Origin of the sequence: Pseudomonas sp. NFACC10-1 (genome assembly GCF_900119195.1) — a bacterium.
GTDB classification, from domain to species: Bacteria; Pseudomonadota; Gammaproteobacteria; order Pseudomonadales; family Pseudomonadaceae; genus Aquipseudomonas; species Aquipseudomonas cerasi.
In genome coordinates this window covers 226,511-252,098 of record NZ_FPJB01000003.1, presented here as the reverse complement: position 1 = coordinate 252,098, position 25,588 = coordinate 226,511, and the positions used below count along the sequence as shown (strand labels likewise).

The 25,588-nt window shown below is 59.7% G+C and carries 20 protein-coding genes; 16 read left to right on the top strand and 4 right to left on the bottom strand.

Annotation, left to right across the window (positions count from 1 at the left end; genetic code table 11):
- Nucleotides 1–107 precede the first annotated feature (107 nt).
- The 15 genes from yaaA (at nucleotide 108) to BT119_RS09730 (ending at nucleotide 19,582) form a co-directional block, all read left to right on the top strand.
- On the top strand, nucleotides 108–887 hold the full coding sequence (gene yaaA, locus BT119_RS09800) for a peroxide stress protein YaaA (RefSeq protein ID WP_058397466.1): 780 nt from the start codon (nucleotides 108–110) through the stop codon (nucleotides 885–887).
- A gap of 815 nt (nucleotides 888–1,702) precedes the next feature.
- Nucleotides 1,703–3,019: a nucleotide sugar dehydrogenase gene (locus BT119_RS09795; protein ID WP_003365389.1), complete on the top strand. Its 1,317-nt coding sequence runs from the start codon at nucleotides 1,703–1,705 to the stop codon at nucleotides 3,017–3,019.
- A 100-nt stretch (nucleotides 3,020–3,119) separates the two neighbouring features.
- Nucleotides 3,120–4,601, top strand: coding sequence for a mannuronan synthase (gene alg8 / locus BT119_RS09790; protein ID WP_002552255.1), 1,482 nt, complete (start codon nucleotides 3,120–3,122; stop codon nucleotides 4,599–4,601).
- Nucleotides 4,602–4,641: 40 nt separating this feature from the next.
- Nucleotides 4,642–5,814 carry an alginate biosynthesis protein Alg44 gene (locus tag BT119_RS09785; protein WP_003365396.1) on the top strand — a complete coding sequence of 391 codons (1,173 nt, stop codon included), beginning with the start codon at nucleotides 4,642–4,644 and terminating at the stop codon, nucleotides 5,812–5,814.
- Nucleotides 5,815–5,816: 2 nt separating this feature from the next.
- Nucleotides 5,817–7,229, top strand: coding sequence for an alginate biosynthesis TPR repeat lipoprotein AlgK (gene algK / locus BT119_RS09780; RefSeq protein WP_072365546.1), 1,413 nt, complete (start codon nucleotides 5,817–5,819; stop codon nucleotides 7,227–7,229).
- Nucleotides 7,226–8,710, top strand: coding sequence for an alginate export family protein (locus BT119_RS09775; protein WP_003433626.1), 1,485 nt, complete (start codon nucleotides 7,226–7,228; stop codon nucleotides 8,708–8,710). The genes algK and BT119_RS09775 overlap by 4 nt, the downstream gene beginning before the upstream one ends.
- A gap of 26 nt (nucleotides 8,711–8,736) precedes the next feature.
- The gene (gene algG, locus BT119_RS09770) at nucleotides 8,737–10,347 is read left to right on the top strand and encodes a mannuronan 5-epimerase AlgG (RefSeq protein ID WP_003433627.1); all 1,611 of its coding nucleotides are present in this window, start codon (nucleotides 8,737–8,739) and stop codon (nucleotides 10,345–10,347) included.
- A gap of 14 nt (nucleotides 10,348–10,361) precedes the next feature.
- Nucleotides 10,362–11,801, top strand: a complete 1,440-nt coding sequence (locus BT119_RS09765) for an alginate O-acetyltransferase AlgX-related protein (RefSeq protein WP_003365406.1) — start codon at nucleotides 10,362–10,364, stop codon at nucleotides 11,799–11,801.
- An 8-nt stretch (nucleotides 11,802–11,809) separates the two neighbouring features.
- Nucleotides 11,810–12,946: a mannuronate-specific alginate lyase gene (locus BT119_RS09760; protein ID WP_003365409.1), complete on the top strand. Its 1,137-nt coding sequence runs from the start codon at nucleotides 11,810–11,812 to the stop codon at nucleotides 12,944–12,946.
- A 189-nt stretch (nucleotides 12,947–13,135) separates the two neighbouring features.
- Nucleotides 13,136–14,692 (top strand): MBOAT family O-acyltransferase, encoded by a 1,557-nt coding sequence (locus tag BT119_RS09755; protein ID WP_003365411.1) that lies wholly within the window; start codon nucleotides 13,136–13,138, stop codon nucleotides 14,690–14,692.
- 10 nt (nucleotides 14,693–14,702) lie between these two features.
- The gene (locus BT119_RS09750) at nucleotides 14,703–15,878 is read left to right on the top strand and encodes an alginate O-acetyltransferase (RefSeq protein ID WP_003365413.1); all 1,176 of its coding nucleotides are present in this window, start codon (nucleotides 14,703–14,705) and stop codon (nucleotides 15,876–15,878) included.
- 12 nt (nucleotides 15,879–15,890) lie between these two features.
- Nucleotides 15,891–16,559 (top strand): alginate O-acetyltransferase AlgF, encoded by a 669-nt coding sequence (locus BT119_RS09745; RefSeq protein ID WP_072365544.1) that lies wholly within the window; start codon nucleotides 15,891–15,893, stop codon nucleotides 16,557–16,559.
- 118 nt (nucleotides 16,560–16,677) lie between these two features.
- Nucleotides 16,678–18,129, top strand: coding sequence for a mannose-1-phosphate guanylyltransferase/mannose-6-phosphate isomerase (locus BT119_RS09740; protein WP_003415201.1), 1,452 nt, complete (start codon nucleotides 16,678–16,680; stop codon nucleotides 18,127–18,129).
- Between the two features lie 152 nt (nucleotides 18,130–18,281).
- Entirely contained in the window at nucleotides 18,282–18,746 is a 465-nt protein-coding gene (locus BT119_RS09735; protein WP_003365419.1) for a hypothetical protein, read from the top strand.
- Between the two features lie 17 nt (nucleotides 18,747–18,763).
- On the top strand, nucleotides 18,764–19,582 hold the full coding sequence (locus BT119_RS09730; protein WP_072365542.1) for an SDR family oxidoreductase: 819 nt from the start codon (nucleotides 18,764–18,766) through the stop codon (nucleotides 19,580–19,582).
- A gap of 112 nt (nucleotides 19,583–19,694) precedes the next feature.
- On the opposite strand, the gene BT119_RS09725 is transcribed toward BT119_RS09730, so the two are convergent.
- From BT119_RS09725 to BT119_RS09710, 4 genes are read right to left on the bottom strand one after another with little or no spacing between them, the layout of a single operon-like run.
- A complete protein-coding gene (locus BT119_RS09725) occupies nucleotides 19,695–20,555 on the bottom strand; it encodes an efflux RND transporter periplasmic adaptor subunit (RefSeq protein ID WP_072365540.1) in 861 nt (286 codons plus the stop codon).
- Nucleotides 20,556–20,580: 25 nt separating this feature from the next.
- Nucleotides 20,581–20,781, bottom strand: coding sequence for a DUF1656 domain-containing protein (locus tag BT119_RS09720; RefSeq protein ID WP_003365425.1), 201 nt, complete (start codon nucleotides 20,779–20,781; stop codon nucleotides 20,581–20,583).
- Nucleotides 20,771–22,957, bottom strand: coding sequence for an FUSC family protein (locus BT119_RS09715; protein ID WP_072365538.1), 2,187 nt, complete (start codon nucleotides 22,955–22,957; stop codon nucleotides 20,771–20,773). The genes BT119_RS09720 and BT119_RS09715 overlap by 11 nt, the downstream gene beginning before the upstream one ends.
- Nucleotides 22,954–24,450: an efflux transporter outer membrane subunit gene (locus BT119_RS09710; protein WP_072365536.1), complete on the bottom strand. Its 1,497-nt coding sequence runs from the start codon at nucleotides 24,448–24,450 to the stop codon at nucleotides 22,954–22,956. The genes BT119_RS09715 and BT119_RS09710 overlap by 4 nt, the downstream gene beginning before the upstream one ends.
- Before the next feature lie 183 nt (nucleotides 24,451–24,633).
- Here BT119_RS09710 and BT119_RS09705 point away from each other — a divergent pair, with 183 nt between their 5' ends.
- Nucleotides 24,634–25,581 carry a LysR family transcriptional regulator gene (locus tag BT119_RS09705; protein ID WP_017277809.1) on the top strand — a complete coding sequence of 316 codons (948 nt, stop codon included), beginning with the start codon at nucleotides 24,634–24,636 and terminating at the stop codon, nucleotides 25,579–25,581.
- The last annotated feature ends 7 nt before the right edge of the window (nucleotides 25,582–25,588 follow it).

Genomic DNA, 25,588 nt, shown 5'->3' with positions numbered 1-25,588 from the left:
CGCAGGTCATGCTGCCATCACCCGCGGAACGGTCTCTATCGCCACCATAGCTGGAGTCGCAGGCTGTCAGCCCCTAGAATCCACGGACGATAAAAGGAGACGATTTCATGCTGATGGTGATTTCCCCGGCAAAAACCCTCGATTTCGAGACACCGCCCACGACCGGCCGCTTCACTCAGCCGCAGTACCTGGACCATTCCCGGGTGTTGATCGAGCAGCTGCGTGAACTGACGCCGGCGCAGATCAGCGAACTGATGCACCTGTCCGACAAGCTGGCCGGATTGAACGCGGCACGCTTTGGCAGCTGGAACCCGGACTTCACCCTCGACAACGCCAAGCAGGCACTGCTGGCCTTCAAGGGTGACGTCTATACGGGCCTGGAAGCGGAAACGCTGAGCGAAACGCAGCTCGACTACGCGCAGGGCCACTTGCGCATGCTGTCAGGTCTGTACGGCCTGTTGCGTCCACTGGACCTGATGCAGCCCTACCGGCTGGAAATGGGCACCCGGCTGGCCAACGCTCGCGGCAAGGACCTCTACGCCTTCTGGGGCACGCGGATCAGCGAATGGCTGAATGAAGCGCTGGCAGACCAGGGCGACGACCTGCTGCTCAACCTGGCCTCGACTGAATACTTCTCTGCCGTCAAACGTTCGTCGCTCAAGGCAAGGATCATCGACACCGAGTTCAAGGACTTCAAGAATGGCCAGTACAAGATCATCAGCTTCTATGCGAAAAAAGCACGCGGCATGATGAGCCGCTTCGTTATAGAAGAGCGCATCAACGATCCCGAAGCATTACAAGCGTTCGATGTACAGGGCTATCGTTACAACCGCGAACAGTCGACCCCTGACAAGTTGGTGTTTTTGCGCAACATCGCAGAACACTAGATGATGTAACCGTCGTGTAACAGAGCGCTGTTACACGGCCTGTCCTACGATCCAACACCAAATGCCAACTTCATGACGCCAGACAAACGTCAACTTTTCGACTCGCCACTCACGTGCGATTTTTTCTTAAAAAAAAATCCATTTTTTTAACTAGTGGCGTTTCAGCTTTTTACAGTAGTGGCACTTTCATATTCACCCCTCTACACCCCTCGTAAATCGAGGCTTTTACGAAAAAAGCCATCATCTCGATACCCTCCCTGTGACAAATCGGATACCGCAAAATCTGCAAATCAGGACGAGCGGCCAGGAACTAAATACGAATTCATACGCTCCTACATCCCGTAACAATTCTGGGCTGACGTGTAAGAGATCACTTACAGGTCGCCTCGAAAAACGGGAAGTTACCGACACGGAAGCCAGGCCCACGTGATCCTGGCGTCAGGTACCAGAACTAAACTCACATCACTAGTTGATGTTGTAGACAGGCGAAGCGCCGAACCGGTGTGATGCGCAGGATTCGAACAGGACGGCCCTGGCTTGCGCCAGAGGCAGGCTTACCGAGGTCCGCCGTCAATCGTCGAACAAGGAGTGGTTTACTGCATCCAAGGAGAGCAAGGCCCTGACCGAACGGACAGGTTACTTGCCGCTTGCACTTAGTGTCATTTGAGTTCGCCTTACTTGTTTTGGGCACTCACTCATTAAATATGCCTGCGTTAGTTCCACGGCGTTGTTAGCCGTGAGGGATGGCGCGTGACATCTGCTGGCCAAAATTAATATCCAGCCAATTTATGGCGTGAAAAATCGAGGAGAATACGATGCGTATCAGCATATTTGGTTTGGGTTACGTCGGTGCAGTCTGTGCCGGTTGCCTGTCTGCCCGCGGTCACGAAGTAGTTGGTGTGGATATTTCCAGCACCAAGATCGACCTGATCAACAACGGCAAATCACCTATCGTTGAACCGGGTCTGGAAGAGCTGTTGCAGAAAGGTATCAGTACCGGAAAACTGCGCGGCACTACAGACTTCGCCGAAGCCATTCGCGCCACCGACCTGTCGATGATCTGCGTCGGTACGCCGAGCAAGAAGAACGGCGATCTGGAACTGGATTACATTGAATCGGTGTGCCGCGAAATCGGTTATGTCCTGCGTGACAAAGCCACTCGCCACACTATCGTGGTTCGCAGTACCGTACTGCCGGGCACTGTTGCCAACGTTGTTATCCCGATTCTGGAAGACTGCTCCGGCAAGAAAGCCGGTGTTGACTTCGGCGTCGCCGTCAACCCTGAGTTCCTGCGCGAAAGTACTGCGATCAAGGACTACGACCTGCCGCCAATGACCGTGATCGGCGAGTTCGACAAAGCGTCGGGCGACGTTCTGCAATCGCTGTACGAAGAACTCGATGCACCGATCATTCGCAAGGACATCGCTGTTGCCGAGATGATCAAGTACACCTGCAACGTGTGGCACGCCACCAAGGTTACTTTCGCCAACGAAATCGGCAACATTGCCAAGGCCGTCGGCGTCGATGGCCGTGAAGTGATGGACGTTGTCTGCCAGGACAAGGCGCTGAACCTGTCCCAGTACTACATGCGCCCTGGCTTCGCATTCGGCGGCTCCTGCCTGCCGAAAGACGTTCGTGCCCTGACCTACCGCGCCGGCAGCCTGGACGTTGAAGCTCCCCTGCTCAACTCGCTGATGCGCAGTAACACGTCGCAAGTACAGAACGCTTTCGACATGGTTGCCAGCTACGACACCCGCAAGGTTGCACTGCTGGGCCTGAGCTTCAAGGCCGGTACTGACGATCTGCGTGAAAGCCCGCTGGTAGAGCTGGCCGAAATGCTGATCGGCAAGGGCTTCGACCTGAGCATCTTCGACAGCAACGTTGAATATGCACGCGTTCACGGTGCCAACAAGGACTACATCGAATCCAAGATTCCGCACGTTTCCTCGCTGCTGAACTCGGACTTCGACCAAGTCATCAATGACTCCGACGTCATCATCCTCGGCAACCGCGATGAGCGTTTCCGCGCCCTCGCCAACAAGACCCCTGAAGGCAAGCGCGTCATCGATCTGGTGGGCTTCATGGCCAACGCCACCAGCGAAGACGGTCGTGCCGAAGGTATCTGCTGGTAAATCAGCCGCAAGCCACAAGCGCCAGGCTCCAGGCCACAGGCTCAAGCAATGTGCTTGCAGCCTGGGGCTTGAGGCTCGCAACTGACTTAGGGATACGATTATGCAGAGGCTCAAGCACGGCCTGTTACAGGCCGCAGGTTGGCTGTTCTATTTAAGTTTACTCATGGGCCTTGCCGCGGCATTGCCTACCAGTATCTTCGACTCACAGTCGAAGAACTTTATATTCCTGATTGGCGCCGTTGGTATCTGGCGCTACTCGATGGGGATCACGCACTTCGTGCGCGGGATGATTTTCCTGTACATCGTCTACCCGCACTTGCGACGCAAGGTTCGCAAGCTGGGCAGTGCAGCAGACCCGTCCCATGTGTTTCTGATGGTCACCAGCTTCCGCATCGACGCACTGACCACCGCACAGGTCTACAACTCGGTTATCCGCGAAGCCATAGACTGCGGCCTGCCGACGACTATCGTCTGCTCGCTGGTGGAAATGTCCGATGAGCTGCTGGTCAAGAGCATGTGGGCGAAGTTCAACCCGCCGGAGCGCGTCAAGCTGGACTTCGTACGCATTCCGGGCACCGGCAAGCGCGATGGTCTGGCCTATGGCTTCCGCGCCATCTCGCGTCACTTGCCTGACAGCCGTGCGGTGGTTGCAGTGATCGACGGCGACACCGTGCTCAACGAAGGAGTGGTCGCCAAGACCGTGCCGTGGTTCCAGCTGTTCGACAACGTCGGCGGCCTGACCACCAACGAGTTCTGTGAAGTACGTGGTGGCTACATCATGAGCGAGTGGCACAAGCTGCGTTTCGCTCAGCGTCACATCAACATGTGCTCGATGGCCCTGTCCAAACGCGTGTTGACCATGACCGGTCGCATGTCGGTGTTCCGCGCAACCGTGGTAACCGACCCCGAGTTCATTGCCGACGTGGAAAGCGACTCGCTCAATCACTGGCGTCTGGGCACCTTCCGCTTCCTGACCGGCGACGACAAGTCCAGCTGGTTCAGCCTGATGCGCCTGGGTTACGACACGTTCTACGTGCCGGACGCAGCGATCAACACCGTGGAACACCCGCCCGAGAAGAGCTTCCTGAAAGCCAGCCGCAAGCTGATGTATCGCTGGTACGGCAACAACCTGCGTCAGAACTCGCGTGCACTGGGTCTGGGCGTACGTCGCCTGGGGATTTTCACCAGCATCGTGCTGTTCGACCAGCGTGTGTCGATGTGGACCTCCATCCTCGGTCTGACCGTCGCCCTGATCGCCAGCTTCAAGTATGGCGGCGCGTTCCTGTTGATGTATCTGCTGTGGATCGGCATGACCCGTCTGATCCTCACCCTGCTGCTGTCCCTCTCGGGACACAGGATCGGGCCTGCCTACCCGATCATTCTCTATTACAACCAGATCGTCGGCGCGCTGATGAAGATCTATGTCTTCTTCCGCCTGGACCGCCAGTCCTGGACTCGCCAGGACACCAAACTAAGCCGCGACATGGCCAGCTTTCAGGGCTGGTTCAACACGTGGTCGTCCCGAACCATGACTTTCTCGGCTGGCACCATCTTCGTCGCTGTGCTGTTGACGATGGTTTGACCGGGCCAACGGATTAATCGCTTAAGTAGGAAAAATAGCCATGAATACAGCCGTGAATGCGAACGTCGTACATGAATCCGAAGCCCAGCGCCAACACGCGCGGATCAAGATCCCTGCCAAGCTGCGTCTGCTGAATGATCAGCCCAACGCGCCACTGGTACGTGTCGAAGACCTGTCGGCCGGTGGCCTGAGCTTCGTTGCTCCGTCCGGGCAGAAATTCAGCGAAGGGCAGATCGTCAAGGGACGCCTGCAATTCATCATCGACAACCTTGGCCTGGCCATGGACGTCGATCTGCAGGTGCGCTCGATCGACAACGCCAGCAACCGCATCGGTTGCCAGTTCCAGAATCTGGAACCTCAGGACATCGCTACCCTGCGCCACCTGATCACCTCGCACCTGTCCGGCGAAGTCGTCACCCTGGGTGAAGTGCTGGCCACGCTGCAGCGCGATAACTTCACCAAGGCACGCAAGGTCAAGGGCAAGGACAGCGGCATGAGCGCCATGGGTCGCCTGCGCGCCGTGACCTTCAGCCTGGGCGTGTTCATTGTCGGTCTGGCCGCTTTCGGCTTCATCTTCAAGACGATCTACGGCCTGTACTTCGTCAGCCATGCATCGGCCGGTCTGGTCACCATTCCAAGCATGGACGTGACCATGCCGCGTGAAGGTACCGTACAAAGCCTGGTCGCCCAGAATGGCGAAGCCGCCAAAGGCGCGCCACTGGCGTCCTTCAACACCAGCATGCTGGAAATGCTCAAGGGCAGCCTGACCGGTGAAGACCTGCAGCCGGCCAAGATCGAAGAGCTGTATGGCAAGCAGATGAGCGGCACCATGACCAGCCCGTGCGATTGCGTCGTGGCTCGCCAGCTGGTTGCCGACGGTCAGTTCGCGTCCAAGGGTCAGGTGATCTTCCAACTGGTGCCACGCAACGCGCCGGCCACGGTTGAAGCTCGCTTCACCTATCGCCAGTTCAACGACGTCAAGCCAGGCACACGTGTCAGCTTCCAGATCGCTGGCGAAGATAAACTGCGCACGGGTCAGATCATCAGCAGCACCAACCTGAGCGACGCCGACCTGTCCACCGACATCCGCGTGCAGATCAAGCCTGACGAAAGCCTGAGCAGCTCGCTTGCCGGTCGCCCTGTCGAAGTGGTCAGCGATCGCGGCCCGTCCGTGAACTGGCTGATCGATAAAGCAATGGCTGCGGGTCTGTAACCATGAACAGCCCACTACGACGCCTGTCGACCCCCACGCTACTGAGCCTCGCCGTCGCGCTCGGCCTGAGCGGCTGTGCCGGCCTGCCTGATCAACGCCTTGCCAATGAAGCCCTGAAAAGCGGCGACACTGCATTGGCGGAGCAGAACTATCGGCAGCTGGCGGACCTGGGCTACAGCGACGCGCAAGTCGGCCTGGCTGATATTCAGGTCGCGACTCGCGACCCGGCTCAGCTCAAGCAGGCCGAAGCTACCTACCGCGCTGCCGCGCAGACCTCCCCCCGTGCGCAGTCGCGCCTGGGCCGTCTGCTGGCTGCCAAGCCCGACGCTACCGAAGCCGAACATCGCGAAGCCGAAGGCCTGCTGAAAAAGGCCTTCGCCAATGGCGAATCCGGCACGCTGATCCCGCTGGCGATGCTGTATCTGCAATACCCGCACACCTTCCCTGAAGTGAATGCGCAGCAGAAGATCAGTGAGTGGCGCGCTGCCGGTTATCCGGAGGCAGGTCTGGCTCAGGTGCTGCTGTATCGCACTCAAGGCACATATGCTCAACACCTCGATGAGGTCGAGAGCATCTGCAAACAGGCGCTGTCGGCCACGGATATCTGCTACGTCGAACTGGCCACTGTCTACCAGACACGTGGCCAGGCCGAGCAGCGCACGGCCTTGATCGAAAAGCTCAAGAGCGACTACGCCGCTGGCCGCGTCAATGCTCAACGTGTGGACAGCGTCGCGCGTGTACTGGGTGACTCCACCATCGGTACACCAGACGAAAAGACCGCTCAGCAATTGCTGGAAAACGTTGCGCCGGGCTACCCGATCTCGTGGGTCACGCTGGCCAAACTGCTTTACGACTTCCCCGAACTGGGTGACGTCAACAAGATGATGGAATACCTGAACAACGGCCGCGCGGCAGACCAGCCTCGCGCCGAGCTGCTGCTTGGACGCCTGTACTACGAAGGTAAATGGGTCACGCCCGATGCCTTCAAGGCCGAGGAGCACCTGAAGAAAGCCACCGCCACGGAAATCTCTGCCCATTACTACCTGGGTCAGATCTACCGTCGCGGCTACCTGGGCCAGGTCTACTCGCAAAAAGCCGTGGACGAGCTGCTGACCGCCGCCCGTGGTGGCCAGAACAGCGCCGACTTCGCCCTTGCGCAACTGTTCTCGCAGGGCAAGGGCACTATGCCCGACCCGGTCAACGCCTGGGTGTTCGCGCAACTGGCGCTGGCCAGTCAGACCCCGCAAGCGACCGAGCTTGCCGAGGCCCTCAATACACAACTGCCGCCTGAAAAGCTCGCCACCGCCAAAGACCTGTTGGCACGCGAGCAAAAAGTCCGGGGCGCTAACGCCACTCAGAACGCGATGGCATTGCAGGCCCTGCAAGAAGAAAAAGACGGTGAGGAAGCATTATGAAGTTGAATCCCCTGATGGCCGCCGGCATGGGCCTTGGCTTCACCCTGTTGTGGGCCTGCCCGACACTGGCAGCGCTGACCGAACAACCGCAAAATTTCGGTATCGAAATCAAAGCCACGGCGCAGGCCGAGGATGATCGCGATCTGGGCACCCGTTCGGGCGGCGACGTCAACGGTGTGGGCCTGGATCTGCGTCCCTGGGTCTATGGCGAGCGCGGCGACTGGAGCGGTTACGCGATGGGCCAGGTGGTCACCGCCACCGACATCATTCAGACCGACCCGCTGGAGCAGAGCAACAGCGACGGCAGCGGCACCCAGACTTCGCGTGGCACGGCCAGCGAGCGCGAAGCCGACAAGACCTACGCCGCACTGCGTGAGTTCTGGATCGGCTACAGCGGTTTCACGCCCTACCCTGGCGAGATCCTGAAAGTCGGTCGTCAGCGTCTGCGCAACGACGACGGTCAATGGCACGACACCAATATCGAGGCCATCAACTGGTCGTTCGATACCACGCTGCTGCGCGCTGAACTGGGTGCTGCCCAGCGTTTCAGCGAATACCGCACCGACCTGACCGAACTGGCACCTGACGACGAAGATCGCAAGCACCTGTTCGGCTCGGTCAGCTACCAGTGGACACCAGGCCATTGGGCCGGTATCCGTGCTCACCACAGTGCCGACGACGGCAAGCTCAAGTCGCAGGGCCAGGTGCTGGATGATCTGGACAAGACCTCCAATGGCGATCTGACCTGGGTCGGCCTGCAGGCTGACAGCGATGCCTACAACTATCGCAGCAACACCAATCAGCTCAACTACTGGGGCAGCCTGACCTGGCTGAACGGAACGCGCGACGAGATCGGCGTGACCTCCGCTCCCAACGACCAGTTCATCGCCGGCGAAAAGAACAGCCGTGACATGAATGGCTGGGCCACCGACCTGGGCCTGCGCCTGCGTCTGGACCCACAATGGCAAGTCGGCGCCGCCTACTCGCGCGCCAGCAAGGACTACGTCCAGAACGGTCTGGAAAGTAACCGCTCCAACTGGACCGGTACGCGTTCGCGCATCCATCGTTTCGGTGAAGCCTTCCAGGGCGAAATGGCCAACGTGGAAACCGGCTCGCTGTTCGCCTCCTGGCAGATGAACGAGGAATACGACGCGTCGCTGATCTACCACAAGTTCCGTCGCGTGGACGGCAACACCGGTATCGGTGGCTCGGGCATCAACGCGGTGAACGACAACCAGAACGGTACGTTCAGCTCGCTGCCGCTGGAAGACGGCAGCAAGGACCTGGGTCAGGAAATGGACCTGGTCGTGACCAAGTACTTCAAGCAAGGCCTGCTGCCGGCTTCGCTGAGCCAGTCGTTCGATGAACCTTCGGCACTGGTGCGCCTGCGCGCAGGTGTCTTCAAGCCAGGCGACGCGTATCAGAACAACGTGGACAGCTACATGCACCGCGCTGTTGTCGACGTCATCTGGCGCTTCTGATGCGAACCGCCAAAGGAGTGCCAGAGATGAACAGTCATACAAGCAACGGGCGTAGCCGACACTGGCCGCACACCCTGCTCGAAAGCGCACTGCTGACCAGCGCCCTGCTGCTGGCCAGCGGTGTGGCGCTGGCCAACGCGCCTGTCGTACCCGACACACAGAAGGCGGTGGTCAAGGAGTTGCACCAGGCCAAGACCTACACCATCACCAGCCCGCCGACCGAGCCGTTGGAAATGGCCAAGCCGGTGTTGCCCGACCTCAAGGGCTACACCGCCGAAGCCGCCCTGAAAAAGATCGTGCGCAACAAACCGGGCAAGGTCACTGTTTCACGGATGATGGAAGAAACCGGCCTGAAGGAATTCATCGGCGGCGATAACAAGATGGCCGAATGGGTCAACCGTCAGCGCGGCATCCCCCAGGCCATCATGATTTCCGACGGCTACGTGAGCCTGCAGGACCTGGCCAGGAAGGTGCCCAAGCAGTTCCTCAACGAGGTTTCGCCAGGTGTCTACGTGGCGCGCCTGCCAATCCTGATCAAGGAAACCGGGATCTTCGAGATCGACAGCAAGACCAAGGAGTTGCGTCTGTCTCAGGAAAAGGGCTCGTTCATCGTCAGTGAAGGCAAGATGCTGATCACTCACACTCAGGTCAACGCCTGGAGTGAAACCCGCAACAGCCTGGCGACCTATCGCAAGCCTGACGAGTTTCGCCCTTTCCTGCTGACCTGGGGTGGCTCGGAAACCTGGATCGCCAATACCAAAATGGCGAGCATGGGCTACGACCAGAGCAAGTCCTATGGCATCAGTATTTCCCAGTACACACCCAACACCGCGAAGATTCTCAAGCGTGCCGAACCGACGGGCTGGATCATCGATTCAGAGTTCTCGGACATGTGGTACGGCTTCTACTGCTATGAAACCCGCGACTTCGTGGTCAAAGGCAACACCTACCGCGACAACATCATTTACGGCATTGACCCGCACGACCGTTCGCACGGTCTGATCATCGCCGAAAACGACGTTTACGGGACCAAGAAGAAGCACGGGATCATCATTTCCCGGGAAGTCGACAACAGCTTCATCTTCCGCAATAAGAGCCACAACAACAAATTGTCCGGCGTGGTTCTGGACCGTAACAGCGTCGGCAACATCGTCGCCTACAACGAGATTTACCAGAACCACACTGACGGCATCACCCTGTACGAAAGCGGCAACAACCTGCTGTGGGGCAATCGCGTGATCGCCAACCGCCGCCACGGTATCCGCGTGCGCAACAGCGTGAATATCAAGCTGTACGAGAACGTCGCCATGGGCAACGGCCTGATGGGCGTTTACGGCCACATCAAGGACTTGAGCGACACCGACCGCGACATTGAGCTCGATCCGTTCGACGCTCAGGTCTCGCTGATCATGGTTGGCGGCGAACTGTCCAGCAATGGTTCCGGCCCGCTGTCCATCGACTCGCCACTGAGTGTCGAGCTGTATCGCGTCTCGATGCTGATGCCTACCAAAGAAGTCGGCATCAGCCTCAACGGCGTCCTCGGTGAGCGCCAGGACGAAATCCTCGACCTGCTGGTACGCCAGAAGAAAGCCGTATTGATCGACCCCGTCGAAAGCCAGACCGAGCTGCGGGAATGAGGAAGGGTATTGTTATGCACGCACATCTGATCAAGCTGTTGAGCCTGTCCAGCCTCACCGCCGCCTTGATGGCCGCCGCTGGTGTCGCTCGGGCAGACGACTCGCAAGCGCCGACGTTCAAGGCCGAGCCTTGCTGCTCGCTGTGCCCGGCCGCGCATGATGCGAAAAACTACACAACGCGCTATCAGCAGAACTTCACCACGCTGGTCCAGGCTCAGGGTGACTGGCTGTTCCGGACTCAGGAAGACCTGCGCACCGAGTTCGACACCACGCCTGCCGGCTATCGCCGCATGAAACAACTGCACGATGCGTTCAAGAGCAAAGGCGTCGAACTGGTCGTGGTGTATCAGCCGACCCGTGGCCTGGTGGATCGCAACAAATTGTTCCCGGCCGAACGCGACAAGTTCGACTACGACAAGGCGCTGAAAAACTATCAGGCCATGCTTGGCCGCTTCAGCAAGATGGGCTACTGGGTCCCTGACCTGTCGCCGTTGACCAACGAGCAGCAGGCGCATGACTTCTACTTCCGCGGTGACCAGCACTGGACGCCGTATGGCGCACAGCGTACGGCGAAGATCGTCGCCGAAACCGTGAAAAAGATTCCGGCCTACGGCGATATCCCCAAGCGTGAGTTCGAAAGCCATATTTCCGGACGCATGGGCAAGACGGGCACTTTGCACAATATGGCAGGTCAATTGTGCGGTACCAGCTACGCGATCCAGTACATGGACCAGTTCACCACCGAGCCCAAGGGTGAGGCGGGCGACGGCGACCTGTTCGGCGATTCCGGTAACCCGGAAATCACCCTGGTCGGTACCAGCCACAGCGGCAAGAACTACAACTTCGCGGGCTTCCTGCAGGAATACATGGGCGCTGACGTGTTGAACGTGGCGTTCCCTGGTGGTGGCCTGGAAGGTTCGATGCTGCAGTACCTGGGCAGTGAAGACTTTCAGAAGCGTCCGCCGAAGATTCTCATCTGGGAATTCTCGCCGCTGTATCGCCTGGATCAGGAGACCATCTATCGCCAGATGATGTCGCTGCTGGACAACGGCTGTGAAGGCAAGCCTGCCGTCATGAGCGCCAGCACCACGCTTAAGCCGGGTACCAACGAACTGCTGGTCAATGGCAAGAATGGCATCAAGGACATTCGCAACGGCAGCAATCAGATCGACATCAAGTTTGACGACACCTCGGTGAAAGTCCTTCAGGCCAGACTCTGGTACATGAACGGTCGCCATGAGGATCTGAAAATCGAGAAACCGGAAACGTCAGACACCGATGGACGCTTCGCCTTTGAATTGCGCGAGGATGAGGATTGGGCCAACCAGCAACTGCTGGCGCTGGAAGTCCAGGGACCGGAAGCAGGCACGGCACCACAAAAAGTCGAAGCCAAAGTATGCAAACGCAACGTGTTCCCGAGCGCTGCGACACACACCGCTCAAGCCGGACTATGAGGTGACTTATGCAGACTCCTAAACTGATACGCCCTACCCTGCTGTCGATGGCAATCCTGTCATCGATGGCGTGGGCCACGGGCGCGTCCGCCGCACTGGTTCCACCCAAGGGCTATGACGCCCCGATCGAAAAAATGAAGACGGGCGATCACAACTTCAGCTGTGAAGCCATTCCAAAGCCCTACACCGACAAGCTGGTCTTCCGCAGCAAGTACGAGGGTTCGGACAAAGCACGCGCAACGCTCAATGCGGTATCCGAAGAAGCGTTCCGCGACGCGACCAAGGACATCACCACCCTTGAGCGTGGCGTCAGCAAAGTCGTGATGCAGTACATGCGCGACGGTCGTCCGGAACAACTCGATTGTGCGCTGAACATGATGACCACCTGGGCCAAGGCCGATGCGCTGGAGTCGCGCGAGTTCAACCACACCGGTAAATCCATGCGCAAATGGGCACTGGGCAGCATGTCCTCCGCCTACCTGCGTCTGAAGTTCTCCGAGTCGCACCCGCTGGCCAATCGTCAGCAGGACGCGAAGATCATCGAGACCTGGTTCAGCAAGCTGGCCGATCAGGTGGTCAGCGACTGGAGCAATCTGCCGCTGGAAAAAATCAACAACCACTCGTACTGGGCTGCCTGGTCGGTGATGGCAACCGCTGTCGCCACCAATCGTCAGGACCTGTTCGACTGGGCCGTGAAGGAATACAAGGTCGCTGCCAATCAAGTGGACAAGGACGGTTTCCTGCCCAACGAGATGAAGCGCCGTCAGCGGGCACTGTCGTATCACAACTATGCACTACCGCCGCTCGCGATGATTGCCAGCTTCGCCCAGGCCAATGGCGTGGACCTGCGTCCGGAAAACAATGGCGCCTTGAAGCGTCTGGGCGACCGGGTGCTGGCCGGCGTCAAGGATCCTTCGATTTTCGCTGAACACAACGGCGAGAAACAGGACATGACGGACCTGAAGAAAGATCCGAAATTCGCCTGGCTCGAACCGTACTGCTCGCTCTACACCTGCAGCCCGGATGTGCTGGAAGAGAAACACGAAAAGCAGCCATTCAAGACATTCCGTCTGGGCGGTGACCTGACCAAGGTCTACGACCCGACGCACGAGAAAGGCGACAAGGGCGATAACGACGGTTCGTGATTCACAGAGTTCTTTGTGGGAGCGAGCTTGCTCGCGAAGAGGCACGCCCAGGCGCTTAATCCGTAAGACCGGACCTCGCCTGAGCTGCTTCACCGACAAGCCGTAACGCGACGTGTTTTACCCCCCAATTTCAACGGGGGGTTTGGGGGGGCTTTAGCCCTTGAATGTTGGACAAACGGAGAGATAAGGATGGTTTTCTCATCCAACGTGTTCCTGTTCCTGTTCATGCCGATTTTCCTCGGCTTGTACTACCTGAGCGGGCAACGCTATCGCAATCTGCTGCTGCTGATTGCCAGCTATATCTTCTACGCCTGGTGGCGAGTGGACTTTCTGGCGCTGTTCGTCGGCGTGACCGTCTGGAACTACTGGATCGGTCTCAAGGTGGGCGCAGCAGGTGTGCGGACCAAGCCGGCACAGAAATGGTTGCTGCTTGGCGTGATAGTGGACCTGTGTATTCTGGGCTACTTCAAATACGCCAACTTCGGCGTGGACAGCATCAACGCAGCCATGACCTCGATGGGTCTGGAACCGTTCATCCTGACTCACGTGCTGTTGCCGATCGGTATCTCGTTCTATGTCTTCGAGTCCATCAGCTACATCATCGACGTTTACCGCGGCGATACTCCGGCCACGCGCAATCTGATCGACTTCGCTGCATTCGTCGCGATCTTCCCGCACCTGATCGCTGGCCCTGTGCTGCGTTTCCGCGATCTGGCCGACCAGTTCAACAACCGTACACACACGCTGGACAAGTTCTCCGAAGGTGCCACGCGCTTCATGCAGGGCTTCATCAAGAAAGTGTTCATCGCCGACACCCTGGCGGTGGTCGCCGACCACTGCTTCGCCCTGCAAAACCCGACCACCGGCGATGCCTGGCTGGGTGCGCTGGCCTACACCGCGCAACTGTATTTCGACTTCTCCGGTTACAGCGATATGGCTATCGGTCTGGGTCTGATGATGGGTTTCCGCTTCATGGAAAACTTCAAACAGCCCTATATCAGCCAATCGATCACCGAGTTCTGGCGTCGCTGGCACATCAGCCTGTCCACCTGGCTGCGTGACTACCTGTACATCACGCTGGGCGGCAACCGCGGCGGCAAGTTCGCGACCTACCGCAACCTGTTCCTGACCATGCTGCTCGGCGGTCTGTGGCACGGTGCCAACGTCACCTACATCATCTGGGGTGCCTGGCACGGCATGTGGCTGGCGATCGAAAAAGCGGTCGGTATCAACACCAAACCTTACAGTTTCAACCCGATCCGCTGGGCACTGACCTTCCTGCTGGTGGTCATAGGCTGGGTCATCTTCCGCGCTGAAAACCTGCATGTCGCCGGTCGTATGTACAGCGCCATGTTCAGCTTCGGCGAGTGGCAGCTGTCGGAACTCAACCGCGCCAGCCTGACCGGTCTGCAAGTGGCAACACTGGTGGTGGCGTATCTGACGCTGGCGTTCTTCGGTCTGCGCGACTTCTACCAGAACCGCGAAAAAGACACCGGCAAGAGCGCCAAGGCTGACGGTCCTGCGACCGCCCAACCGGGCACCATCAAGGCCGTTCCCGGCGATGCTCCCGGCAGTCTGCACCTGCCAGGCTACACCGTGGGCAGCGAAGCTCAGGTGCAGCCTGCGTACTGGGTTGCCGACTGGCCACGTTACGCCATGCGTGCACTGATCCTGCTGCTGTTCGTGGCTTCGATTCTCAAACTTTCGGCGCAAAGCTTCTCGCCGTTCCTTTACTTCCAGTTCTGAGGAGCCTGACATGACGCGTTCATTACGAATCCTCTACATCGCCATCTTCCTGGCCATTCTGCTGGTCCTGGGCGTCTGGTCGCTGCGCAGCTTCAGCACCTTCTCGACGTCGGCCGAGACCACTGTGCTCAACGGCAAATGGACCAAGGCGGCGGAAACTCATTACGATGATGAGTTCCCGATCAAGCGCCTGGGCACCAACCTCTGGGCGGCGCTGGATTTCAAACTGTTCAACGAAGGTCGTCCGGGCGTCGTGCTCGGCAAGGACCAGTGGTTGTACACCGACGAAGAGTTCGATGCGGTTGCCAACGGCGAGCAGAACGAAGCCGACAACCTGGCGATCATTCAGGGTGTGCGTGACGCGCTGGAAAAACAGGGCACCAAACTGGTCCTGGCGATCGTTCCGGCGAAGACCCGTCTGTACCCGGAACACATCGGTGACAACAAGCCTGCCAGCCTGCACACCGACCTGTATCAGCAGTTCCACGCGCAGGTCGCCAAGGCCGGGATCTTTGCCCCGGACTTGCTGGCGCCGCTGCAAGCTGCCAAGCAACAGGGCCAGGTTTTCCTGCGCACCGACACCCACTGGACGCCAATGGGTGCCGAAGTCGCCGCGCAGCAACTGAGCGCCGCGATTGCCCAGAAAACACCACTGGAAGGTGAACCTGAGCAGTTCGTCACACAAGCCAAGGGAACCGAAGCCTACAAAGGTGACCTGACTACATTCCTGCCGCTCGATCCGTTGTTCAGCAACATGCTGCCCAAGCCGGACGAGTTGCAGAAACGCAGTACCGATCCGGTAGCAGGCGAGGCGGCAGGCGGTGACGCACTGTTCGCAGACAGCGACATCCCGGTGGGTCTGGTGGGCACCAGCTACAGCGCCAACCCTAACTGGAACTTCGTCGGCGCCTTGAAAGAAGCGCTGCGCAGCGATGTCGTCAACTACGCCGAAGACGGCCATGGCCCGATCCTGCCGATGCTCAAGTACCTGCAGACCGATGCCTTTAAGAACACCCCGCCGCAAGTGGTGATCTGGGAGTTCCCGGAGCGCTACCTGCCGGCACACAACGATCTTGGCGAGTTCGATCCGAAGTGGATCGCCGAGCTGAAGAAATCGCGTGACACCCAAGAAAACGTGGCGCTCAACGCCAAACAATCCGAGTCGCCCAACCGGGCGCAAAACTGAGAGGACTGACTCATGACTTTCAACACTACTGCCAACCGTTCGGCCGCAAAACGCATTTTCAAAACCTGCGCAATGGCCGCAGGTCTGGGCCTGATGTCCCTGCAGGCTTTCGCCGGTGACTCCGCCCTGTACGGCCCGACCGCACCGAAAGGCTCGACCTTCGTGCGTGTCTACAACGCCAGCAACGCTGAAATCAGCGCCACCGTTGGCAACACCAATCTCAACGAAGTGGCGCCACTGGGCAGCACTGCGTTCAGCTTCATGCCGCAGGGCGACTACACCGCCAAGCTGGGCAGCCAGAGCCTGCCGGTGAAACTGGCGGGTGATCACTACTACACCATCGTCAACAACGCCAGCGGCAAGCCACAGCTGGTCGAAGAGCCACCGTTCAAGAACAAGCAGAAATCCCTGGTTCGTGTGCAGAACCTGAGCGACAAGTCCCTGACCCTGAAAACCGCTGATGGCAAGACCGACGTGGTCAAGGCTGTAGCGGCCAAAGGCACCGGCGAGCGTGAAATCAACCCGGTCAAAGTCAGCCTGGCGCTGTACGACGGCGACAAGAAAGTCACCGATTTGAAACCTGTGGCACTGGAGCGTGGCGAAGCCGCTGTGCTCTACATCACCGGCAGTGGCAGCAGCCTCTCGCCAGTGTGGGTCAAGCCACCGGTTGCTACCCGCTAAACGGATTATGCCGGTCGGTTCAGGGCATCAGCGTTGAACCGACCCGCGCGGAACAAGAACAAGACAGAAACGACAGACACCTCGTACGGCCCTAATTGAATGCTTTTGGAGAAACAAAATGATTCCAGTTATCTTGTCAGGCGGTAGTGGTTCACGACTCTGGCCGCTTTCGCGTAAACAATTCCCTAAACAGTTCCTGGCGTTGACCGGCGAGCACACCCTGTTCCAGCAAACCCTGGAGCGTCTGGTGTTCGAGGGCATGCAGGAGCCTATCGTGGTCTGCAACAAGGACCACCGTTTCATCGTCAACGAGCAACTCGCTGCGCTGAACCTGGAAACCCAGGCGATCCTCATGGAACCGTTCGGCCGCAACACGGCACCCGCCGTTGCACTGACTGCCATGAAGCTGGTCAACGAAGGCAACGACGGCCTGATGCTGGTGCTGCCAGCCGACCACGTCATCGAAGACCAGAAAGCCCTGCAACGCGCACTGGCACTGGCGACCGTCGCCGCAGAGCGTGGCGAAATGGTGCTGTTCGGCGTACCGGCCAACAAGCCTGAAACCGGCTATGGCTACATCAAGTCCACCGCCGATGCCCTGCTGCCGGAAGGCGTCAGCCGCGTGTCGCAGTTCGTCGAAAAACCTGACGAAAAACGCGCCAAGGAATTCGTCGAAGCCGGTGGCTACTACTGGAACAGCGGCATGTTCCTGTTCCGCGCCAGCCGCTTCCTGGAAGAACTGAAAAAGCATGATCCGGACATCTACGACACCTGCCTGCTGACCCTTGAGCGCAGCGTGCAGGACGGCGACGCCCTTGAAATCGACTCCTCGACCTTCGCCTGCTGCCCGGACAATTCCATCGACTACGCGGTCATGGAAAAAACCCAGCGCGCCTGCGTCGTACCGCTGTCGGCCGGCTGGAGCGATGTCGGCTGCTGGTCGTCGCTGTGGGAAGTCAACGCCAAGGACGCCAACGGCAACGTCACCAAAGGCGACGTCGTCATCCAGGACAGCCGCAACTGCATGATCCACGGCAACGGCAAACTGGTGTCGGTGATCGGTCTGGACAACATCGTGGTCGTCGAAACCAAGGACGCGATGATGATTGCCCACAAGGACAAGGTCCAGGGCGTCAAGCAAATGGTCGCCACCCTGAACGAACAGGGCCGCACCGAGACCCAGAACCACCTCGAAGTGTACCGTCCGTGGGGCTCCTACGATTCGGTAGACATGGGCGGTCGTTTCCAGGTCAAGCGTATCTCCGTCAAGCCGGGTGCCTGCCTGTCGCTGCAGATGCACCACCACCGCGCCGAACACTGGATCGTGGTATCCGGTACTGCGCAGGTGACCTGTGACGAGAACGTGTTCCTGCTCACCGAAAACCAGTCCACCTACATCCCGATCGCCTCGGTCCATCGCCTGCGCAACCCAGGCAAGATCCCGTTGGAAATCATCGAAGTACAATCGGGCAGCTACCTGGGCGAAGACGACATCGAGCGTTTCGAAGACATCTACGGTCGCTCGAACGCGCTGGAAGCGGGTGTGAAGACGCAAACTATCGCTCGTTGATAGGGTTTTAGCTGCACGCTACAGGTAACACAGCCCTCGACAACTCTTTGCGCAGATTTATACGCAGAGAGTTGTCGGGGGCTTTTCATTTGCGCGACGTCCCCCTCCCAGGTTCTGTAGGATGTCCAGCATTACCTTTGCTGGAGACCTGCATGTTTATCGGCATCCTGTTGATCCTGACCTGGCTCATCCTTCTGCTCCGCTACCCGGCGAAGGCCTTGCCCGTCTCGCTGGCTGCGGCGGTCGGGCTTGGGGCGGTGGCGGCCATCGTCATCTGGCAGGACAGCCGCGAAACACGCCAGCTTGAGCGTCTGGATATCCGCCTGAGTTACGATCCGCAAAACTGCCCGGCAGATCGTCCGTTGCAGGTCAGCATCACCAACACCAATCAGGTCACCCTGCAGGAACTGCGTTGGCGAATAGCGGCCTATGCGCCTGGTGATTCAGTGAATCTGATCGACAACACCTACGCATCCGCGCGCTACCGCGGCCCCGGCGAACTTCAGGCCAAAGGTACGTGGCAGGATTGCGTGCCGGTGCCGGCACTGCGCAACGGGTACCGCCCGCAAACCCTGGAATTTCGCGCAGAACATCTACAAGGCAGTTTCTCGGACTGACCACAAGGATCTCCCTCATGCCCATCGCTTTGATTACAGGCTGTTCTAGCGGAATCGGCCGTGCTCTGGCCGACGCGTTCAAGGCCACTGGCTATGAAGTCTGGGCCACTGCGCGCAAGACCGACGATGTCGCGGCACTCAGTGCAGCGGGTTTCATCGCCGTACAACTGGACGTCAACGACAGCCTGGCGCTGGAGCAACTGGCCGCCGGTCTGGAGCACAGCGGCCTGGATGTGTTGATCAACAACGCTGGCTATGGCGCGATGGGTCCCCTGCTCGACGGCGGCGTGCAGGCCTTGCAGCGACAGTTCGAAACCAATGTGTTTTCCGTCGTCGGGGTGACCCGGGCGCTGTTTCCGGCACTGCGCCGCAACAAGGGGCTGGTGGTGAACATCGGCAGCGTATCCGGTGTGCTGGTCACGCCGTTCGCGGGCGCTTATTGCGCATCCAAGGCGGCGGTGCATGCGCTCAGTGATGCGCTGCGTCTGGAGTTGGCGCCATTCGGCGTACAGGTGATGGAGGTTCAGCCAGGCGCGATCGCGTCGAGCTTTGCGCAGAATGCCAGCCACGAAGCCGAGCAGCTGATCAGTGAGCAATCGCCGTGGTGGCCGATTCGCGAAGGCATTCGTGCACGCGCCAGAGCTTCACTGGACAACCCTACCCCCGCCACAGCATTCGCTCAAGACTTGCTCAAGGCCGTGCAACACACCCATCCGCCACGCCTTCTGCGTCTTGGCAACGGCTCACGCCTGCTGCCGCTGATGGCGTGGTTGCTGCCCAAAGGGCTACTGGATATGGGCCTGAGAAAACGCTTTGGATTGAACACAGACTTGTGACGCAGAGCGTCACGAACTGCATTCCCACGCTGGAGCGTGCGGAACGATCACCTGCCTATCGTGCGACGCTCCGCGTCGGCATGCCGTTCTGGACGCTCTGCGTCCTCAAGCATCAGCCCTCTACCGGCCTGACAATCACCGTGCAGGTCATTCCCGCTGCCAGAAGTACGCCTTCAGGTATAGCGTCCAGATGAATACGCACCGGCACGCGCTGGGCCAGACGCACCCAGTTGAAAGTCGGGTTGACGTCGGCGATCAGTTCGCGGCTTTGCGGGTTGTCACGGTCGTAGATGCCGCGTGCAATGCTTTCGACATGGCCCTTGAGCACCTCGCCGCTCATCAGTTGCAGGTCCGCAGCATCACCCACTTTCAGATGCGGCAATTTGGTTTCCTCGAAGAAGCCGTAGACCCAGAACGAGTTCATGTCGACCACGGCCATCTTCGCTTCACTGATACGCGCATAGTCACCGCGATGGACATTGAGGTTGGTGACGTAACCGTCCACCGCCGCCAGTACCCGCGTGCGTGACAGGTTAAGCTCGGCCGCCTCCAGTTGCGCCTGGGCCAACTGGTAATCGGCCAGGGCCGAGGTGGCTACGTTACTCGCGTCGTCACGATTTTCCGCCGAGATGACCAGTTCATCCATGTCGGCACGCCGCCTGGCATTCAGTTTGCGCATCTCCCAGGTTGCCTTGCGTGAAGCCAGTAACGCCTGCGCCTGCTTTACGGCGATCCGGTAATGCTCCGGGTCAATCTGCATCAGCAGATCGCCACGCTTTACCCACTGGTTGTCACGCACCGGCACCTCGACCACAGTGCCGGACACATCGGCGGCCACGTTGATGATATCGGCGCGCACCCGGCCATCGCGGGTCCATGGGCTATCCATATAGTCGATCCACAGCGTACGACCGATCCAGAGCGCGACGGCCAGCACCAGCAACGTGGCAAACAGACTGAAGAACTTTTTCATCCAGAGATTTTTCCCGACTCAGGCGTCAACGATAAAGGGGCAGCGCCAACGCGCCGAAGATGCAGATAAACAGGCTCAGACGCAGCAAGGCCGGGTGCCAGAAATGCCGATACAGGTCAAAACCAGCCAGCAGACGATCCAGCGCCCATGCCAGAACCACGGCCAGCAGAAAGATCAGCGTGAGGGTCGGCATATACAGACCGTGGAAGGCTATTTCACGCGGCATGGGCGACTCCTGAAGCGGTTCGCGCAACGCCATAAGCGGCCAGCGGCGATTGCGGGTCCAGCAGTGACGTGCGGATAAAGTGCAGGTAGCTTTTTACCCGGCGCAGCACCGACGTATCGAAATGCGAGGCGAAGGGTTCATCGGCCTCCTGCACCCGCTTGATGGCCTGATCGACTGCCGAGAGACAGCGCTGCAGATTGACCGCATCAGGCTGGATGAACAGCCGCACCAAAGCGCGCCCCATGACTCGCAGCGCGATGCGCCAGGGCTGGTACTCGGCGTAGGCAGGGTGAATCGGCAGCAGCGCCTGTTCATGGCGCAGCTCGATAATGGCGTGGCCGATTTCCAGCACCACGAACATCCAGCGCAACAACTCGCGCTGAACCAGCGGTTTGCCAATCGCCAGGCCGTACGCCTGATGTATCAGGTCGCGGGTCTGGCTCTCGAAGCTTGAGCCCAGACGCTTGAGCGGCGCACTGATCGCAAACACCACTTGATTGCGCAAGGCCTGTTCCAGGCGTTGCCACATCCAGCGGCTGTTGGGCGGCAGGATGATTGCTCCGGCAGCGGCACAGATCAGCATACCGACGACCATCGCGAGGTAATCGTTGATGAAGGTGTAGGGGTCGTAGACCGTCAGGTTGTCCGGCACCGAGCCCAGGCTGAAAAAAATCAGCAGCCCCAGTCCGTATCCCGTCCACTGTGGACGTGAGCCCAGGTATGCACCGAGCACAAACACTGGGGCCAGTAGCAGGCACAGCAACGGAAAACCGTCGATGTGCGGGAACAGAAAAAAGGTCTCGATAAATCCCGACAGCGCGCCGAGCAATGTACCGCCAGCCATTTGCAGCGACATGCGTCTGGGGTTGTGGGTGGTCGACGACAGAGCAACGGTGGCCGCCGAGGCCAGGACCATGCTCGCGCCGCTGGGCCACGCCGTCAGCACCCAATACACACTCATCAGACCGACCACGCAGGTCGCCCGGGCGCCGGCTGCCAGCGCGGTCATCCAGTGGGTACGCGGTACGAACGAGCCCTTCCACTGTTCACGCTCATGGCTGTGGTCGGCCAGTGATGCATGGGTTCGTGCGTAGTCGAGCAACTCGCTGAGCAGGCGGTACAGCAGCTCGAACGAGGTGTGAAAGTCCAGTCGTTCGGCGTCGCTGGGCAGGGTGTGCTCCAACTCGGCGCGCAGGCTTCTGACCCGTTCGGGGAAGTGCGCCCTGCACGACTCCAGACGCGTGACCAGCAGCGCCGCGTCATCGTTGGTCAAGGCGCGGTCGGCGAACCCGTCAAGCAGTGCTGCAAGGTTTTCAAGGCCGGGATCGATATGCTTCAACACCTGTTCGGCCTGCTCGAGACGCAAACGCTCGAGCAATTGGTGCAGGGCATTGAAGCGCGTGGTAACCGCCATGAATTCGCTGTTCAAACGGTTGAGTCGACCGTTGCGGCGACGCATGTGCGGGTCTTCGAATACCGTGACGCTGCGCAGCCCTTCAAGGCCGATGGCCTCGGCCACAAAACGTACATTGCCGGTTTCAAATTCAGCGCGTGAAATATCGCCGCGCAGGCCGTTGACCACGAAGCGCGCGAACCCGCCGAAGCGCAGATAAAGCGCGTTGCGCATCGCTGCGCTGGAGCTCTGCGGCAGCACCGCTGCGCTGATGGCCGTGGAACACAGGATACCCAGAGTGATTTCCAGTACCCGCCACACCGCCGACATGAACGAACCTTCCGGATGCGCCAGGGCAGGCAGCCCCACCATGGCGGCGGTGTACCCGGCCAGCACAAAACCGTACGCGCGAAAGTTGCGATAGCGCGCCGCACCGGCCGAACACAGACCGACCCAGAGCGCGAGGCTGCCGAGAAACGGCAGCGGGTTCTGCGCAAACAGGGCCATCAACAGCACCATCATCGCCGACCCGGCCAGCGTCCCCAGCAGGCGATAAAAACTCTTGGCGAACACCTGTCCGCTCTGTGGCTGCATGACGATGAACACCGTGATCATCGCCGTGTGCGGCTGCGGCAGTTCCAGGCGCAGTGCCAGCCAGTAGGTGAGGAATGCGGCGAGCAGCACCTTGAAGATGTAAACCCAGGTCACCCCGTCACTGCGCGCCCAGCTGTGTAATTCGCGACGCCACGGCAGGTCGGTGATGCGCTGTAGCGAGGCGATCATTGCCCGCCCCCGGACTTGGCAGCAGTGTCAGCGGAATGACCAGTGGGATTGCCACTCTCGCCACCGTCACCGCCCAGCGCCACCACCAGCCCGGCGTAGGCTTCCAGCCGCGCGGCCTCGACCTGCTGCTGAATCTGCTGCTGGCGGAACAGCTGCGTGCGCGCATTGAGCACGTTCAGGTAATCGGTCAGGCCGCGCTGCCAGGCGATCAACGCGATGTCGTAGGTCTTTTGCGCAGACGCCACCGACTCGGCAGCGAGTGCCTGCTGCTTGTCCATCGAGGCACGCCGAATCAACTGGTCGGAGACACTTTTCAGCGCCATCACCAGCGTCTGGTTGTAATGCGCAACGGCCTGATCGTAAGCAGCCGACGCCTGCCCCAGTTCCGCCCGCAAGCGTCCAGCGTCGAAGATCGGCAGGCTGATGGCCGGCCCGACCTTGTAACCCAGTTTGCTGCCGGTCAGAAACTCCAGCATGCCGCCGCCCGTGGCCATGTAGCTCAGGCTGCCGACCAGATCGACATTGGGATAAAAGCCCGCATGCGCAACGTCGATACCGCGCGCCTGCGCCGCCACCTGCCAGCGAGCGGCCACCACGTCAGGCCGCTGGCCCAGCAGTTCGGCAGGCAATGTCGAGGGCAATGTGAGTGAGGTGTGCAAGGACAGCGCAGGCCGCTGCAAGGCCGCACCCTGCCCCGGCCCCTTGCCTGCCAGCGCGGCCAGCTGGTTTCGACCCAACGCGATGGCCTCTTGCAGCGCGTCGATCTGCCGATGCGCCTCAGGCAGCGGGGTTTCGGCCTGACTGACATCGAAGTGCGTACCGATCCCGCCCTTGAGGCGACGCTGCGCCAGGTCGAGTATCTGTTGCTGCTGGGCCAGTGCCGCCTCGGCGATATCCAGTCGGGCGTAGTCGAGGGACAGCTGGATGTAGGCGCGCACCACGTTTTCCTGCAATTCGAGCTGCGCCTGACGCTGCTCGGCAGCACTCACGTGCGCCAGATCAACGGCCTGCTCGCTGGCGTTGCGTTCACGTCCCCACAGATCCAGCGCGTAGCTCAGGCCCAGTGACGCATTGTTGTCCCAGGTGCGAGTATCGGCCAGCGCGCCGGGGCCATAAAACTGATCCTCGGGCCAGTCGTGACGCATCAGGCTGGCGTTGCCTTGCAGTTGCACAGCCTCGGCGGACTCGGCGACCTGCGCCATCGCTCTCGCCTGGCGCACACGAGCCGCGGCAAGTGCCAGACTCGGGCTGCCCAGCGTCGCCATCTCGACCCAGCGGTCCAGTTGCGCATCGCCGTAGGCACGCCACCATTGCGCTGCGGGCCAATGGGCGTCGAGGGCAGCGCCCTGAATCGCCTGATCCGTGGCCAGGCTGTCGGCGTGCAGGACAGTGCCCTGCGGTTTGATTCCATGTGTTCCGATACAGCCGTTGAGGACCAGCGTAAAAGCCAGGATACCGACGGGCCAGAGCCCTCTGATGATGCGACGCGGCACAGCTGCAAGTTCCCGAACGAAGGTGACACACCTTGAATGGCGGCGATTCTAGGCGGCGCTCGACGCGGCGATAAGCGGGGAGATTTGTGAATCTTTGTTACTGAAACGGCGATAATCCTTTGGTCTGGATACATGCATCCGTTACTTCATGTCACAATTTGCCATCTACTCAGAGAAGTACCCATGGACACCCTGCAAAACATGCGTGCCTTCAGCTGCGTGGCGCAAGCGGGCAGCTTCACTGCTGCCGCCGCCGTGCTGGACACCACCACCGCTAACGTCTCGCGCGCGGTCTCCAACCTTGAAGCACATTTACAGACGCGCCTGCTCAATCGCACCACCCGACGCATTGCCCTCACCGAAGCAGGCAAGCGTTATCTGTTGCGCTGCGAACAGATTCTCGCCTCGGTAGAAGAAGCCGAGGCCGAAGCCAGCGACGCTCATGCCCGCCCGGCCGGGCAGCTCAAAGTGCATTCGATGCCCGGCGTCGGCCAGCATTATGTGATCGACGCCATCGCCCGTTACCGGCGTAACCACCCGGACGTCGCGTTCGATCTGACCATGACTCACCGCGTGCCGGACTTGCTGGAAGAAGGCTATGACGTGTCGATCGTGCTGGCCAGCGAACTGGCTGACTCGGGCTTTGTGTCTCAGCGCCTGGGCATTACCTACAGCATCGTGTGCGCGTCCCCCGAGTACGTGAAAACGTTCGGCATGGCCCACAAGCCTGCCGACCTGCTGAATCATGCGTGTCTGCGTCTGGTGAGCCCGGTGTTCCCGCTGGACAAGTGGCTGTTCGACGGCCCGGAAGGCCAGGAAATGGTCACCATCAACAGCTCGCCGCTGCTGGTCAACTCTGCGGATGCGATGAAAACTGCGATTTCCAGCGGCATGGGGATTGGCATTCTGCCGATCTACTCGGCGATCGAGGGGCTGCGCAACGGCACACTGGTGCGCGTATTGTCCGATTACCGCTCGCAAGAGCTGAACCTGTACGCCATCTACCCTTCACGCCAGTATCTGGATGCGAAGATCAGAACCTGGGTTGAATACCTGCGCGGTTCCCTGCCGGAAATTCTCGCTGCCGATGAAGCCGATCTGCATGTGCAGGCTCTCAAGTCATCGTACTGACATCGTA

What these genes read in the sequence shown, in the direction of transcription:
- yaaA (WP_058397466.1), top strand. Translation starts at nt 108, where the DNA reads ATGCTGATGGTGATTTCCCCGGCAAAAACCCTCGATTTCGAGACACCG.
- BT119_RS09795 (WP_003365389.1), top strand. Translation starts at nt 1,703, where the DNA reads ATGCGTATCAGCATATTTGGTTTGGGTTACGTCGGTGCAGTCTGTGCC.
- algK (WP_072365546.1), top strand. Translation starts at nt 5,817, where the DNA reads ATGAACAGCCCACTACGACGCCTGTCGACCCCCACGCTACTGAGCCTC.
- BT119_RS09715 (WP_072365538.1), bottom strand. Translation starts at nt 22,957, where the DNA reads ATGATCGCCTCGCTACAGCGCATCACCGACCTGCCGTGGCGTCGCGAA.
- BT119_RS09750 (WP_003365413.1), top strand. Translation starts at nt 14,703, where the DNA reads ATGACGCGTTCATTACGAATCCTCTACATCGCCATCTTCCTGGCCATT.
- BT119_RS09720 (WP_003365425.1), bottom strand. Translation starts at nt 20,781, where the DNA reads ATGCCGCGTGAAATAGCCTTCCACGGTCTGTATATGCCGACCCTCACG.
- BT119_RS09755 (WP_003365411.1), top strand. Translation starts at nt 13,136, where the DNA reads ATGGTTTTCTCATCCAACGTGTTCCTGTTCCTGTTCATGCCGATTTTC.
- BT119_RS09730 (WP_072365542.1), top strand. Translation starts at nt 18,764, where the DNA reads ATGCCCATCGCTTTGATTACAGGCTGTTCTAGCGGAATCGGCCGTGCT.
- algG (WP_003433627.1), top strand. Translation starts at nt 8,737, where the DNA reads ATGAACAGTCATACAAGCAACGGGCGTAGCCGACACTGGCCGCACACC.
- BT119_RS09735 (WP_003365419.1), top strand. Translation starts at nt 18,282, where the DNA reads ATGTTTATCGGCATCCTGTTGATCCTGACCTGGCTCATCCTTCTGCTC.
- BT119_RS09740 (WP_003415201.1), top strand. Translation starts at nt 16,678, where the DNA reads ATGATTCCAGTTATCTTGTCAGGCGGTAGTGGTTCACGACTCTGGCCG.
- alg8 (WP_002552255.1), top strand. Translation starts at nt 3,120, where the DNA reads ATGCAGAGGCTCAAGCACGGCCTGTTACAGGCCGCAGGTTGGCTGTTC.
- BT119_RS09765 (WP_003365406.1), top strand. Translation starts at nt 10,362, where the DNA reads ATGCACGCACATCTGATCAAGCTGTTGAGCCTGTCCAGCCTCACCGCC.
- BT119_RS09745 (WP_072365544.1), top strand. Translation starts at nt 15,891, where the DNA reads ATGACTTTCAACACTACTGCCAACCGTTCGGCCGCAAAACGCATTTTC.
- BT119_RS09785 (WP_003365396.1), top strand. Translation starts at nt 4,642, where the DNA reads ATGAATACAGCCGTGAATGCGAACGTCGTACATGAATCCGAAGCCCAG.
- BT119_RS09775 (WP_003433626.1), top strand. Translation starts at nt 7,226, where the DNA reads ATGAAGTTGAATCCCCTGATGGCCGCCGGCATGGGCCTTGGCTTCACC.
- BT119_RS09725 (WP_072365540.1), bottom strand. Translation starts at nt 20,555, where the DNA reads ATGAAAAAGTTCTTCAGTCTGTTTGCCACGTTGCTGGTGCTGGCCGTC.
- BT119_RS09705 (WP_017277809.1), top strand. Translation starts at nt 24,634, where the DNA reads ATGGACACCCTGCAAAACATGCGTGCCTTCAGCTGCGTGGCGCAAGCG.
- BT119_RS09760 (WP_003365409.1), top strand. Translation starts at nt 11,810, where the DNA reads ATGCAGACTCCTAAACTGATACGCCCTACCCTGCTGTCGATGGCAATC.